Raw genomic sequence first — 13,488 nt, forward strand, 5'->3', positions numbered from 1 at the left:
CGCTCACACTACAGGCCGGTGCAACAGCACCTCGAAGACAAAACGGCTGCCGACGTACGCGAGCAACAGCGCGACGAACGACGCCAGCACCCAGCGCAACGCCGCACGGCCGCGCCAGCCGGACACCTTGCGCGCGGTCAGCAGCGCGCCGAACATCAGCCAGGAAAGAATCGCGAACACGGTCTTGTGATCGAGCCGCAGCGCGCGGTCGATCAACTGCTCGCTAAATAGAATGCCCGACACGAGCGTCAGCGTGAGCAGTACGAAGCCGGCGCCGATCAGACGGAACAGCAGTTTCTCCAGCGTGAGCAGCGGCGGCAGCGTATCGAGCCAGCTCGACCACCAGCCGTTGCCGGCGGCAGCCGCGTGGCGCTGCGCGAGACCGCCGCGCATCGCATGCAGACGGCGCTCGACCGCCAGCATCAGCACCGCGTGCAGCGCCGCGATCGCGAACAGACCGTACGCGATGTTCGCGATCAGGAAGTGTAGTTTGAACATCGGCGCGGCCGCATACGGCAGCACGCGCACGCCGCCGAACGCGAGCGGCAGCAGCGACGCGACGCACGCGAGCGGCAGCACCAGCAACCGCAGCCCGTCGAGCGGGAAGAAGAAACTCTCGATCCAGTAGATGCCGGAGCCGAGCCAGAACATCGCCGACAGTGCGAACGCGAAGCCGAACACCATCGCGTTCTGCGGGAAGATCGTGGTGTGCAGCAGCAGGCCGTGCGCGAGCAGCGCGATGAACAGCAACGCCCGCCCCTGCATACTCATGCCGGTGGCGACCGATGCGCCCGGCGCGGCGTGAGCGGGCAGCGGCGGCACGCTTTCGAGCAGCGGCCGCGCGCTCGCGTGGCGGTGCGAGCGCCAGCCGGCCACGGCGAGGCCGCCGTAGAGAAGCGCGGTGAGGGCATACAGTACAATATCCATGTTCGAAGTTTACACTAGGCCCCTGCTCCACGACGTCTCGCACTTCGCGCGTCGCCCGGGCCCCACCCTTCATCGCTCCCCATGCTCGACAATCTGACTCAACGGATGGCGCGCGTCGTCAAGACGCTGCGCGGCGAAGCCCGGCTTACCGAGGCGAACACCCAGGAAATGCTGCGCGAGGTGCGTCTCGCCCTGCTCGAGGCCGACGTGGCGCTGCCCGTCGTGCGCGAGTTCATCGCCAAGGTCAAAGAGAAGGCGCTCGGCGAGGAAGTGATCAGCAGTCTGTCGCCGGGTCAGGCGCTGGTCGGCGTGGTGCAGCGCGAGCTGACCGCGGTGATCGGCGGCGATTACGAAGGCAAGGCGTCCGAACTGAATCTCGCCGTTACGCCGCCGGCCATCATCCTGATGGCGGGTCTGCAAGGCGCCGGTAAGACGACCACGGTCGGCAAGCTCGCCAAACTGCTGCGCGAGAAGTACAAGAAGAAAGTGCTGACGGTGTCGTGCGACGTCTATCGCCCGGCCGCTATCGCGCAGCTGAAAACGGTGACCGAGCAGGTCGGCGCGGACTTCTTCCCGTCGGAGCCGAACCAGAAGCCGGTCGACATCGCGCGCGCCGCGGTCGACTGGGCCAAGCGTCATTACCATGACGTGCTGCTCGTCGACACCGCAGGCCGCCTCGGTATCGACGAAGCGATGATGCAGGAAATCGCCGCGCTGCACGCCGAGCTGAAGCCCGCCGAAACGCTGTTCGTGGTCGACGCGATGCTCGGTCAGGACGCGGTCAACACCGCCAAGGCGTTCAGCGACGCGCTGCCGCTCACCGGCGTCGTGCTTACCAAGCTCGACGGCGATTCGCGCGGCGGTGCGGCGCTGTCGGTGCGTCATGTGACGGGCAAGCCGGTCAAGTTCGTCGGTGTCGCCGAAAAGCTCGACGGCCTCGAAGTGTTCCACCCGGACCGGATGGCGAGCCGGATCCTCGGCATGGGCGACATTCTCGCGCTGGTCGAGGAAGCGCAACGCGGCGTCGACGTGCAGGCCGCGCAGAAGCTCGCCGACAAGGTCAAGAAAGGCGGCGACTTCGACCTCAACGATTTCCGCGCGCAACTCACGCAAATGAAAGGGATGGGCGGTCTGTCGTCGCTGATGGACAAGCTGCCCGCGCAGTTCCAGCAGGCCGCGGCTGGCGCCGACATGGGCCAGGCCGAGAAACAGATGCGCCGCATGGAAGGCATCATCAATTCGATGACGCCGGCCGAGCGCGCGAAGCCCGAACTGATCAAGGCGACCCGCAAGCGCCGTATCGCCGCCGGCGCGGGCGTGCAGGTGCAGGAAGTCAACCGCATGCTGAATCAGTACGACCAGATGCGCACGATGATGAAGAAGCTCAAGGGCGGCAATCTGCAGAAGATGATGCGCGGCATGAAGGGCATGATGCCCGGCATGCGCTAAGCTTTGAGGACGGCGCCGCGCGACCTGGGATTCGCGCGGCTGACTTCGGGTCCGCGCGGGTTTATTCTGTAGCGCGTGCCGCCGTCCTTCGCAGGATCGTCCTCCGGGATGGTCCGACCCACACTATGTATACAGTTACCGCCCGTCAGACGTCATGAACCGCGAAGAAGCCCTCCATATTTTTCAACACTCCGAAGAAATCGTTTCGGCCTCGGACGTCAATGCATCGATCGTCCGCATGGCGGGCGCCATCCGCGACGAGATGAGCGAGGACTTCCCGCTCGTGCTGTCGGTGATGGGCGGCGCCGCGGTGTTCACCGGCATGCTGCTGCCGCACCTCGATTTCCCGCTCGAGTTCGACTACATCCACCTGACCCGCTACCGCAACACCACCAAGGGCGGCAACGAGATGCAGTGGCGCGTCGCGCCGGCCGAGTCGGTGAAGGATCGCGTCGTGCTGGTGCTCGACGACATCCTCGACGAAGGCGAGACGATGGCCGCGATCCGCGACCGGATCCTCGCGATGGGCGCGAAGCGCTTCATGTCCGCGGTGCTGTGCGAGAAGATCATTCCGAAGGCGAAACCGCTGCGTCCCGACTATTGCGGCTTCGAAGTGCCGGACCGCTATGTGTTCGGCTGCGGGATGGATGCGAAGGGGTACTGGCGTAATCTGCCGACTATCCGCGCGCTGACCGAAGGCGCGTGAGCCTCATCGGCTCGGCGCGCCGCGGCGTTTGAAGTTGCCGTAGCGCGGCATGCCGGCTTCCCCGCCGGCGAAAAAAAAGCGGCCAGCTTTAAAACTGGCCGCTTTTTTCATGGCTGCGCCGGCAGCCGGTTCTCCAGGTCACAGCTTGTGCACGAAAGAGCGGATGCCGCCGAGCATCATCTCGACCGAGATCGCGACCAGCACCAGTCCCATCAGCCGCTCGAACGCGGCCATCACCCGTTCGCCGAGCCACGCCTGAATCCGCTCGGCGAGCATCAGCACGATAGCGCAGACGATCATCGTGACCGTCAGCGCGCCGATCCACTCGAAGGTCTTGCCCGGCGCCTGCGAACTCAGCAGCATCACGGTTGCCAACGCCGACGGCCCGGCGAGCGCCGGAATCGCGAGCGGCACGATCAGCGGCTCGCCGCCGCGCGCGTCGCCGCCGAACGGCCCGTCCGGATGCGGAAACACCATCCGTAGCGCGATCAGAAACAGCACGATCCCGCCGCCGATCCGCAATGACTGGTCCGACAGGCTCATGATCCGCAAGAAGCCCTGCCCCAGCACCATGAACAGCAGCAGGATCGCAAACGCGATCGCGACCTCGCGCAGAATCACGATCGTGCGCCGCTCGGGCGCCACACCGCGTAGACAGCTGATGAACAGCGGGATGTTGCCGAGCGGATCGGTGATCAGGATCAGCAGCACGGTCGCGGACAGGAAGGTGTACTCCACTGTCCGCTCCGCTTAGCGCGCGAGTGCCGCGCGCACTTTGTCGATCACCGTTTGAGCGGCGTTCTCGACCGGCAGCAGCGTCGCTTCGGTATCGCGACGGCCCTGATATTCGAGCTTGCCGTCCTTCAGACCGCGGTCGCCGATCACCAGGCGATGCGGCACGCCGATCAGCTCCCAGTCCGCGAACATCACGCCCGGGCGCTCGCCGCGATCGTCGAGGATCACGTCGATGCCCGCGGCGGCCAGTTCCGCGTACAGCTTGTCGGCCTGCTCGCGCACCGCGTCGCTGCGGTCATAGCCCATCGGGCACAGCACGACTTCGAACGGCGCGATCGATTCCGGCCAGATGATGCCCTTGTCGTCGAAGTTCTGTTCGATCGCGGCGCCCAGGATACGCGTGACGCCGATGCCGTAGCAGCCCATTTCCATCGGCCGCGGCTTGCCGGTTTCGTCGAGGCAGGTCGCGTTCATCGCTTCGGAATACTTGGTGCCGAGCTGGAACACGTGGCCCACTTCGATGCCGCGGCAGATATCGATCACGCCCTTGCCGTCCGGCGACGGATCGCCCTTCTTCACGTTGCGGATATCGGCGACGACCGGTTCCGGCAGATCGCGGCCCCAGTTCACGCCGATGATGTGGTAGTCGACCTCGTTCGCGCCGACCACGAAGTCGCTCATGTTCGCGACCGTGCGGTCCGCGATCACGTTGACCGGCTTCTTCGTGCCGATCGGGCCGAGGTAGCCCGGCGGCGTGCCGAAAGTCTCGACGATCTCGGCTTCTGTCGCCATGCGGAAGTTAGCGAGGCCGGGCAGCTTGGCCGCCTTGATCTCGTTCAGGTCGTGATCGCCGCGCAGCATCAGCAGCCAGATGGTGGCCGGCGCGCCTTCGTTCTCGGTCGCGAGCACGACCGACTTGATCGTGCGCTCGAGCGGAATGTTCAGCAGTTCGGCGACCGCCTCGCACTTCGCCTTGCCGGGCGTCGCGGTCTTCTTCATGTCTTCCGCCGGCGCCGCGCGCTCAGCGAGCAGCGGCAGCGCTTCCGCCGCCTCGACGTTCGCGGCGAACTCCGAGGTCGGGCAATAGGCGATGTCGTCTTCGCCGGTCTCGGCGATCACGTGAAATTCATGCGAGCCGCTGCCGCCGATCGAACCGTTGTCGGCCGCGACCGCGCGGAAGTCCAGACCGAGGCGCGTGAAAATGCGCACGTACGCGTCGTACATCTTGCGATACGACTCGCGCAGACCTTCGGCGTCCTTATCGAACGAGTACGCGTCCTTCATGATGAACTCGCGGCCGCGCATCACGCCGAAACGCGGACGGATTTCGTCGCGGAACTTGGTCTGGATCTGGTAGAAGTTGACCGGCAGCTGACGGTAGCTCTTGATCTGGTTGCGCGCGATGTCGGTGACGACTTCCTCGTGCGTCGGGCCCATCACGAAGTCCGCCTGCTTGCGGTCCTTGAAGCGCAGCAGCTCGGGGCCGTACTTTTCCCAGCGGCCCGATTCCTGCCACAGTTCGGCCGGCTGCACCGCCGGCATCAGCAGCTCGATCCCGCCTGCCCGATTCATTTCCTCGCGCACGATCGCTTCCACCTTGCGGATCGAACGCAGGCCGATCGGCAGGTAGTTATAGATACCGCCGGCCACGCGACGGATCATGCCCGCGCGCACCATGAGCTTGTGGCTGATGATTTCGGCGTCGGCGGGCGCTTCTTTCAGGGTGCCGATAAAGAAACGGGAGGCTTTCATTCAGATTATCCAAAAGCGGCGGCTCCGGAAGGACCGCCCGAAAAGGTGAAAACGTTGGGAAAATCGACACGGATCCGTCGCGCGGCCGGCGCGCTTCGCTCGACCGGCGCCGCGCGCTGCCCCGGCACGGCGCTGCAACCGCCGCGCAAAGCCTTTCTCACAAGGGATCAGGCACGGAAAACCGACAGGCTACCGCAAACACCGGCCGGTTGCGGCTAATCGCTCCATTCTTATGCGATTCGGTGCGTAGGGTCCGTTATCTGTTTATAATCAAAGCAATTTTAAAGGATTCGAAGGTGGTTGTATGCTGGATCGTGAAGGCTTTCGCCCGAACGTCGGCATCATCCTCTTGAACGCGCACAACGAGGTGTTTTGGGGCAAACGGCTCCGTGAACATTCCTGGCAGTTTCCGCAAGGGGGCATCAAATACGGTGAGACCCCCGTGCAAGCGATGTATCGGGAGTTACACGAAGAGACCGGACTGCTGCCTGAGCACGTCAAGGTGATCGGTCGCACGCGCGACTGGTTGCGTTACGAGGTGCCTGACAAGTTCATCAAGCGTGAAGTACGCGGTCATTACCGCGGCCAGAAGCAAATCTGGTTCTTGCTACGGATGGTAGGACGCGACTGCGACATCTGCTTGCGCGCCACCGACCACCCCGAGTTCGATGCGTGGCGCTGGAACGAGTACTGGGTGCCGCTCGACTGTGTGATCGAGTTCAAGCGGGATGTGTATCAGTTGGCGCTGACGGAGCTGTCCCGTTTCATGCGCCGGCCTGCGCCGCGTGCGGAAAAACCTGGCGGGCATCATGGATCGCGCTACCCCCGGGTAGCGTCGTCGATGCAAAGCCCGCCGGATTCCACGGTAAGCACGGTCACTACGGTCGTGTCCGTGAGTTCGGTCAGCGTCGAGACTTCGACGCGCGTGCTGATTCTGCCGGATTGCGGTGCCGGTGGTCAGGGTTCGCTAAACCCCGAGCACGAGCACGAAACGGCCGACGAAGCCGCCGCCCCGCTGGTCCGGCGGAGCGTGCGCGATTAACCATTCCGGGCGGCTGTCCACGCCGCCTCTCTCCGGCGCGGCTTTCGAGCCGCGCCCGTCTTTTGAGGGAATCAGATTGAAAGCATTTGCACTCGCTGTGGCGTGCGTCGCCACCGGCGCCCTGCTGGCAGGCTGTTCGAGCGCCGGCAAACCGAGCAATAAAGACGACAGCGCGTTCGTGTATCTGCTGGACCGCAAGGGCACCTGGGTGGAGAACAAGGTGGACACGTTGCCGCCGCTGCCGACCGACGCGAATCTGCTGCCGTTCGAAGTTTCCGGCAACACGCCGCTGCACTTTGCGATCGATCCGAAGTCGCTCAGCGTCGGCGACGACGGCGTCGTGCGTTATACGGTGGTGGTCACGAGCCCGGGCGGTGCACGCAACGTCAGCTATCAGGGCATTCGTTGCGACACTTACGAATGGCGTCAATACGCGGCCCTGAATGCCGATCACGACGATTGGGACCGGACCGTCGCCAATGATTTTTCGCGGATCGAAAACGGCGCGCTGAATGCGTATCAGGCTGCGCTGTATCAGGACTACATGTGCGCGAACAAGATCCCGGTCGGCGGTGCGAAGCAGATCGTCGAGAACATTCGCTACAAGCGCACGCAGACGTCGCTGATTCACTGAAGCTGCATACCGTCCGCGGATGAAAAAAAGCCGTTCCAGCCTGCGCTGGAACGGCTTTTTTATAGCCTTGTGCTTCTTATTGATTCTCTTCGCGTGTCCGAAGAAACATCAAATCAGCACGAGATTGTCGCGATGAATCAGCTCCGGCTCGAGCATGTATCCGAGCACCGATTCGATCTCGCCGCTTGGGCGCCGCTGGATCAGCTTGGTTTCCGCGCTGCTGTAGTTGGTCAAACCGCGCGCGACCTCGCGGCCCTGCGCGCTCACGCACGCAATCACCTCGCCGCGCGCAAACGCGCCCTGCACGCCGACGATGCCGATCGGCAGCAAGCTCTTGCCGCCCGCGGTCAGCTTTTCGACCGCGCCATCGTCGATCACGACGTGGCCGCGCACCTGCAGGTGATCGGCCATCCATTGCTTGCGTGCCGCCATGCGCGCGGTCCGCGCGATCAGCTGGGTGCCGATCGCCTCGCCCGCGGCCAGCCGCAGCAGCACGTCCGCCTCGCGGCCGCTCGCGATCACCGTATTGGCGCCGCTATGTGCCGCGCGCTTGGCGGCGAGAATCTTGGTCAGCATGCCGCCGCGGCCGAGGCTCGAACCCGCGCCGCCAGCCATCGCTTCGAGTTCCGGCGCGCCGGCATCGGCTTGCTGCACGAGCGTCGCGCTCGGATCCTTGCGCGGATCGGCGGTGAACAGGCCCTGCTGGTCGGTCAGAATGATCAGCGCGTCGCCTTCGATCAGATTGGCAACCAGCGCGCCGAGCGTGTCGTTGTCGCCGAACTTGATTTCGTCGGTCACGACCGTGTCGTTCTCGTTGATGATCGGCACGACGCCCAGACGTAGCAGCGTCAGCAGTGTGGAGCGCGCGTTCAGATAGCGCTCGCGGTCGGCGAGGTCGGCGTGCGTGAGCAGGATTTGCGCGGTCTGGATCGAGTGCTCGGCGAAACGGCTCTCGTACACCTGCGCGAGCCCCATCTGGCCGACGGCCGCGGCCGCCTGCAATTCGTCGATCTCACGCGGCCGCTTGGTCCAGCCGAGCCGCTGCATGCCTTCGGCAATCGCGCCCGAGCTGACCAGCACCACTTCCTTACCCTGCGCGCGCAGCGCGGCAATCTGCGCGGCCCAACGGCCGATCGCCGCATGATCGAGGCCGCGCCCGTCGTTGGTGACGAGGCTCGAGCCGACTTTGACTACCAATCGCCGTGAATCTGCGATGACGGAACGCATTGTGCGCTGTCTCCCAAGATGACCCCTGATGCATACCGGCAGCCGCCGCTGGCCGCCGGCGCTCGAGTTTTATTCCTGCGGTTCGGTGCTGGAGTCGCCGGCCGGGCGCGCCGCGTCCGCCCCTTCGCGGAAGCGCACGTCGGACGCGAGATCTTCGGCTTCGGCCGCGCGCTGCGCGTCGGAATGCTCGGCGAGATAGTCGAACACCGCGTAGCAAAGGTTCTCACAGCCCTGACCGGTCAGTGCCGAGATTTCGAACACCGGGCCGTCCCAGCCGAAGCCTTCGAGGAAGTTCGCGACGCGTGCTTCGCGCTCATCCTCGGGCACCATGTCGAGCTTGTTCAGCACGAGCCAGCGCGGCTTCTGGTACAGCAGTTCGTCGTATTTGCGCAGTTCGTTGACGATCGCCTTCGCTTCCGCGACCGGGTCGACCGATTCGTCGAACGGCGCGATGTCGACGATGTGCAGCAGCAGACCTGTGCGCTGCAGGTGACGCAGGAACTGATGGCCGAGGCCCGCGCCTTCCGCCGCGCCTTCGATCAGGCCCGGAATGTCGGCGATCACGAAGCTGCGGCTCGGCCCGACGCGCACCACGCCGAGATTCGGCGCCAGCGTCGTGAACGGGTAGTCGGCGATTTTCGGCTTCGCGTTCGACACCGACGAGATAAACGTCGACTTGCCGGCATTCGGCATGCCGAGCAGACCGACGTCGGCCAGCACCTTCAGCTCGAGGCGCACCATGCGGCGCTCGCCCGGCTTGCCGTCGGTCTTCTGACGCGGCGCGCGGTTGGTACTGGACTTGAAATGCAGGTTGCCGAGGCCGCCGGCGCCGCCCTGCGCGATCTGCACGCTCTGATTGTGCTCGGTCAGATCGGCGATCAGCTCGCCGGTTTCCATATCGGTGATGGTCGTGCCGACCGGCATGCGCAGCGTGATGTCGTCGCCGCCCTTGCCATAGCAGTCCGAGCCGCGGCCGTTTTCGCCGTTGCGCGCCAGATGCTTTTTCGCGTAGCGGTAGTCGATCAGCGTATTGATATTGCGATCGGCGAGCGCGATCACGCTGCCGCCTCGGCCGCCGTCGCCGCCGTCGGGGCCGCCGAACGGAACGAATTTCTCGCGGCGCATCGACGCGCTGCCATCCCCTCCGTCGCCGGCGATGACTTCAATCCTCGCTTCGTCAATGAACTTCATGCGTAACTCCGTCCCGTTGTACTGCCTGATTGGTGCTGCCTGATTGTGCCGCAGAGGTGATGCAGGAATGCTGCCGACCTGATTCTGCTATTTTGCCGCGCGCGCCGCGCGTTGATCAATCGACCGAACGGCATATGGCCGCCGCCGATATGCGCTCTGCGCCACGGCCGCGGCACGCTACAGCGCGCCGCAATAAAAAAGGCCCCGCGAACTTCGCGGGGCCTTTTTTCGGTCCTGAAGCCCGTGCCTGATTAAACTCAGGCTGCCGGGACGACGGAAACGGTGTGCTTCTTCGCCGCGCCCTTGGTCGAGAACTGGACGTGGCCGTCCTTCAGCGCGAACAGGGTGTGATCCTTGCCCATGCCGACGTTCTCACCAGCGTGCATACGCGTACCGCGCTGACGCACGATGATGCCACCAGCGTTGATAGCCTGGCCGCCGTAAACCTTCACGCCGAGGCGTTTCGATTCGGAGTCGCGGCCGTTCCGGGACGATCCGCCTGCCTTTTTGTGTGCCATTTGATGTGCTCCTTAACCGGTGCGCTTACGCGTTGATCGCGTCGATGCGCAGTTCGGTGTAGTTCTGGCGGTGGCCGCCATGCTTCTGGTAGTGCTTCCGGCGACGCATCTTGAAGATGGTCACTTTTGCGTGACGACCTTGCGACACGACGGTAGCCTTGACGGAAGCCCCACTGACCAGCGGCGTACCGAACTTAATCGATTCGCCTTCGCCCACTGCGAGAACCTGGTCGAGCGTGATTTCAGCGTCAATGTCTGCCGGTATCTGTTCTACTTTAAGTTTTTCGCCGACGGCAACTTTATACTGCTTGCCACCGGTTTTTATGACCGCGTACATTGAGAACCTCACTCTGTGTTCATTTTTTCCCACGCACCGCGCGCGGAAACCCTCGATTATACATAGAGTTAGCTTCGCGGTCAAAGACCGCTTAGCAAGCGGGCGGGTTCGCCGCGCCACCCTTTCCCACCGCCGCTGCGAGCCGCCACCGGACGCCACGAGCAGCCTCGGACACCCCACGCGCAACCCCGGCGCCCGGCGCCAGCGCCGCCCGGAACGCAGCCGCGCCACAGTCAAACGACCCGGAAATAGCCCGCTCGCCTTATAATTCGCGGCACTACTCAATTCAGCCATCATGTCGTCGACCGCCACCCCCTCTCCCAACGTCGCCAACCTGCTTGCTCCGATCTCCGAAGACATGCAGCAGGTCAATCGCGTCATCCGGCAACGTCTTGCGTCGGACGTGATGCTGATCAACCAGATCTCCGAGTACATCATCAGTGCCGGCGGCAAGCGGCTGCGTCCCGCGCTGCTCCTGCTGGTGGCGGGCGCGCTGGGCGACACGACGGGACACCGGCACGAACTGGCCGCGGTCGTCGAGTTTATCCATACGGCGACGCTGCTGCATGACGACGTGGTCGACGAATCCGATCTGCGGCGCGGCCGCCAGACCGCCAATGCGCTGTTCGGCAACGCCGCCAGCGTGCTGGTCGGCGACTTCCTTTACTCCCGCTCGTTCCAGATGATGGTCGGCGTGGGCAAGATGCGCGTGATGGAAATTCTGTCCGAGGCGACCAACATCATCTCCGAAGGCGAAGTGCTGCAGTTGCTGAACATGCACGATGCGGACGTCGACGAAGCCCGCTATATGCAGGTGATCCGCTATAAGACAGCCAAGCTGTTCGAAGCGGCGGCCCAGCTCGGCGCGGTGCTCGCCGGCGCGGACGCGAAGACCGAAGCGGCCGCCGCCGAATACGGCCGCCGCATCGGCACCGCGTTCCAGATCATGGACGACTGGCTCGACTACACCGGCACGGCCGAATCGATGGGCAAGAACGCCGGCGACGACCTGCGCGAAGGCAAACCGACGCTGCCGCTGATCTATCTGATCGAACGCGGCACGCCCGAACAGTCGGCGCTCGCGCGCGAAGCGATCGAGCAAGGCGGCACGGACCGTTTCGACACGATTTTCGACGCGATCACGCGTTCGGGCGCGCTCGACCACACGCTGGAATGTGCGAAACAGGAAGCTCAAGCAGCCGCCGTAGCAATTTCTTCATTTCCCCATTCCATTTTCAAAGAGAGCCTGCTAGAATTATGTTCTTACTCGACGGCAAGACAGTCTTGAACAAGACTGAAACGCCGGATTAGTCTGAATCGAGTCAGCAGTACCAAATCGGGGTGTAGCTTAGCCTGGTAGAGCGCTACGTTCGGGACGTAGAGGCCGGAGGTTCGAATCCTCTCACCCCGACCAGATTCTCCTTGTTAGATCAAGGTTCAAAAACCGCCGCAGCGATGCTCGGCGGTTTTTTGTTTTGCGCGGCATGTTTTCGTACGCGTCTCTTTGCGCCGCACTGCTATCTTCTCTTTGTGACGGCCGGCCGCAAGACTGCCGCCGGTCCACGCTAGTCGGGCCGCCAGACCGCCGCCGCGGCGGTACGCGCAGGTCCCTCTGCTATATTCTCTCCATCCTTTCCCTCATTTTTCACGACGCGTGGAACAACTTCCCTTATGGGCGCAGATCGGCGCCGTCTTTCTGCTGCTTATCTGCTCCGCCTTCTTTTCCATTTCCGAGACAGCGATGATGGCGCTCAACCGCCATCGACTGAAACATCTCGCCAGTAAAAACGCGCTCGGCGCGAAAACCACTCAAGGGCTGCTCGCGCGCACCGATCAACTGCTGAGCGTGATCCTGATCGGCAACAACCTGTTCAACACGATCATCCCGGTGCTTACCACGTCGATTGCGCTGCATACGTTCGGCCGCAATAACCTGGTGCTGTCGATCGCGACCGGTATCGTCGCGTTCCTGATCATCGTGTTCGCGGAAATCACGCCGAAGATCGTCGGCGCGACGTTCCCCGAAAAAATCGCGCTGCCCGCGAGCCTGCTGATCGGACCACTGATGCGCGTCGGCAAGCCGCTGATCTGGTTCGTCAATCTGTTCGCGACCGGCATCCTGCGCGTGCTGCACATCAATACGAAGGGCGCGCGCGAACAGCGGCTCTCCACCGAAGAACTGCGCACCATCGTGCTCGAATCCGGCAGCTTCATGCCGACCAAGCACCGCAGTATCCTGCTGAACCTGTTCGACCTCGAAAACATCACCGTCGACGACGTAATGATCCCGCGCCGCCGCATCGAGGCACTCGACTTCGACGCGCCGTTCGAGCAGATCCTGCATCAACTCGAAACCTGCTATCACAACAAACTGATCGTCTATCAGGGCGACATCGACCGCGTGCTCGGCGTGCTCCATGTGCGCAAGACGCTCGCCGGGCTGCACAACCAGGAGCTCGAGCGCGATACGCTGCGCGAGCTCCTCGCGGAGCCGTACTTCGTGCCGAGCGGCACGCCGGTGTTCCAGCAGCTGCAGTACTTCCAGGAGAGCCGCCACCGCATCGCGCTCGTCGTCGACGAATACGGCGAACTGCAAGGCCTCGTCACGCCGGAAGACATCATCGAGGAGCTGATCGGCGAATTCACCACGTCGATTCCGCGCAGCGCGAGTTCGCGCGGCGGCTGGAACGACGCGGGCGAATGCATCGTCGCGGGCAGCATGCCGCTGCGCGAGCTGAACCGCTGGCTGCAACTGGCGCTGCCGACCGACGGCCCGAAAACGCTCAACGGCCTGATTCTCGAAATTCTCGAAGACATCCCCGACGGCGACGTCTGCGTGCAAATCGGCGACGTCAAACTCGAAGTGATGCGCAGCGACGATCAGGCGATCCGCACCGTCAAGCTGTTCAGACCGGCGTCGCGCGGCAAGAGTAATAAAGTCCGCGCGGGCTGAACCGCGTGGCTGCGGGC

Annotated in this window: 13 protein-coding genes and 1 tRNA gene; 7 read left to right on the top strand and 7 right to left on the bottom strand. The window is 63.7% G+C overall.

What is annotated here, in order from left to right; translation table 11 throughout:
* Positions 1–3 precede the first annotated feature (3 nt).
* The gene (locus BTH42_RS20940) at positions 4–927 is read right to left on the bottom strand and encodes an inner membrane protein YpjD (RefSeq protein ID WP_075302912.1); all 924 of its coding nucleotides are present in this window, start codon (positions 925–927) and stop codon (positions 4–6) included.
* A gap of 81 nt (positions 928–1,008) precedes the next feature.
* Here BTH42_RS20940 and ffh point away from each other — a divergent pair, with 81 nt between their 5' ends.
* Together ffh and BTH42_RS20950 are read left to right on the top strand one after the other, a co-directional pair.
* The gene (ffh, locus tag BTH42_RS20945; RefSeq protein ID WP_075302914.1) at positions 1,009–2,376 is read left to right on the top strand and encodes a signal recognition particle protein; all 1,368 of its coding nucleotides are present in this window, start codon (positions 1,009–1,011) and stop codon (positions 2,374–2,376) included.
* Positions 2,377–2,530: 154 nt separating this feature from the next.
* A complete protein-coding gene (locus BTH42_RS20950) occupies positions 2,531–3,082 on the top strand; it encodes a hypoxanthine-guanine phosphoribosyltransferase (RefSeq protein WP_075302916.1) in 552 nt (183 codons plus the stop codon).
* 138 nt (positions 3,083–3,220) lie between these two features.
* Here BTH42_RS20950 and BTH42_RS20955 read toward each other — a convergent pair whose 3' ends face one another.
* Positions 3,221–3,820 carry a MarC family protein gene (locus BTH42_RS20955; protein WP_075302918.1) on the bottom strand — a complete coding sequence of 200 codons (600 nt, stop codon included), beginning with the start codon at positions 3,818–3,820 and terminating at the stop codon, positions 3,221–3,223.
* Positions 3,821–3,832: 12 nt separating this feature from the next.
* The gene (locus BTH42_RS20960; protein WP_075302920.1) at positions 3,833–5,569 is read right to left on the bottom strand and encodes a proline--tRNA ligase; all 1,737 of its coding nucleotides are present in this window, start codon (positions 5,567–5,569) and stop codon (positions 3,833–3,835) included.
* A 304-nt stretch (positions 5,570–5,873) separates the two neighbouring features.
* On the opposite strand from BTH42_RS20960, the gene BTH42_RS20965 reads away from it, so the two are divergent.
* Positions 5,874–6,611, top strand: a complete 738-nt coding sequence (locus BTH42_RS20965; protein WP_075302922.1) for an RNA pyrophosphohydrolase — start codon at positions 5,874–5,876, stop codon at positions 6,609–6,611.
* A gap of 76 nt (positions 6,612–6,687) precedes the next feature.
* A complete protein-coding gene (locus BTH42_RS20970) occupies positions 6,688–7,245 on the top strand; it encodes a CNP1-like family protein (protein WP_075302924.1) in 558 nt (185 codons plus the stop codon).
* Positions 7,246–7,353: 108 nt separating this feature from the next.
* Here the strand turns inward: BTH42_RS20970 and proB are convergent, their stop codons facing one another.
* From proB to rplU, 4 genes are all read right to left on the bottom strand, one after another.
* The gene (gene proB / locus BTH42_RS20975) at positions 7,354–8,472 is read right to left on the bottom strand and encodes a glutamate 5-kinase (protein ID WP_075302926.1); all 1,119 of its coding nucleotides are present in this window, start codon (positions 8,470–8,472) and stop codon (positions 7,354–7,356) included.
* A gap of 69 nt (positions 8,473–8,541) precedes the next feature.
* Positions 8,542–9,663, bottom strand: coding sequence for an Obg family GTPase CgtA (gene cgtA / locus BTH42_RS20980; protein WP_075302928.1), 1,122 nt, complete (start codon positions 9,661–9,663; stop codon positions 8,542–8,544).
* Positions 9,664–9,920: 257 nt separating this feature from the next.
* Positions 9,921–10,181, bottom strand: a complete 261-nt coding sequence (gene rpmA, locus BTH42_RS20985; RefSeq protein WP_008923994.1) for a 50S ribosomal protein L27 — start codon at positions 10,179–10,181, stop codon at positions 9,921–9,923.
* Positions 10,182–10,206: 25 nt separating this feature from the next.
* A complete protein-coding gene (rplU, locus tag BTH42_RS20990; protein WP_007180329.1) occupies positions 10,207–10,518 on the bottom strand; it encodes a 50S ribosomal protein L21 in 312 nt (103 codons plus the stop codon).
* A gap of 295 nt (positions 10,519–10,813) precedes the next feature.
* Here rplU and BTH42_RS20995 point away from each other — a divergent pair, with 295 nt between their 5' ends.
* From BTH42_RS20995 to BTH42_RS21005, 3 genes are all read left to right on the top strand, one after another.
* Complete coding sequence (locus tag BTH42_RS20995) at positions 10,814–11,806, top strand: polyprenyl synthetase family protein (RefSeq protein ID WP_075302930.1); 993 nt, start codon at positions 10,814–10,816, stop codon at positions 11,804–11,806.
* A 49-nt stretch (positions 11,807–11,855) separates the two neighbouring features.
* Positions 11,856–11,932, top strand: a tRNA-Pro gene (locus tag BTH42_RS21000).
* A gap of 327 nt (positions 11,933–12,259) precedes the next feature.
* The gene (locus tag BTH42_RS21005; protein ID WP_372237275.1) at positions 12,260–13,471 is read left to right on the top strand and encodes an HlyC/CorC family transporter; all 1,212 of its coding nucleotides are present in this window, start codon (positions 12,260–12,262) and stop codon (positions 13,469–13,471) included.
* Positions 13,472–13,488 lie beyond the last annotated feature (17 nt).

This window comes from Burkholderia sp. SRS-W-2-2016, from assembly GCF_001931485.1.
Lineage (GTDB): Bacteria > Pseudomonadota > Gammaproteobacteria > Burkholderiales > Burkholderiaceae > Paraburkholderia.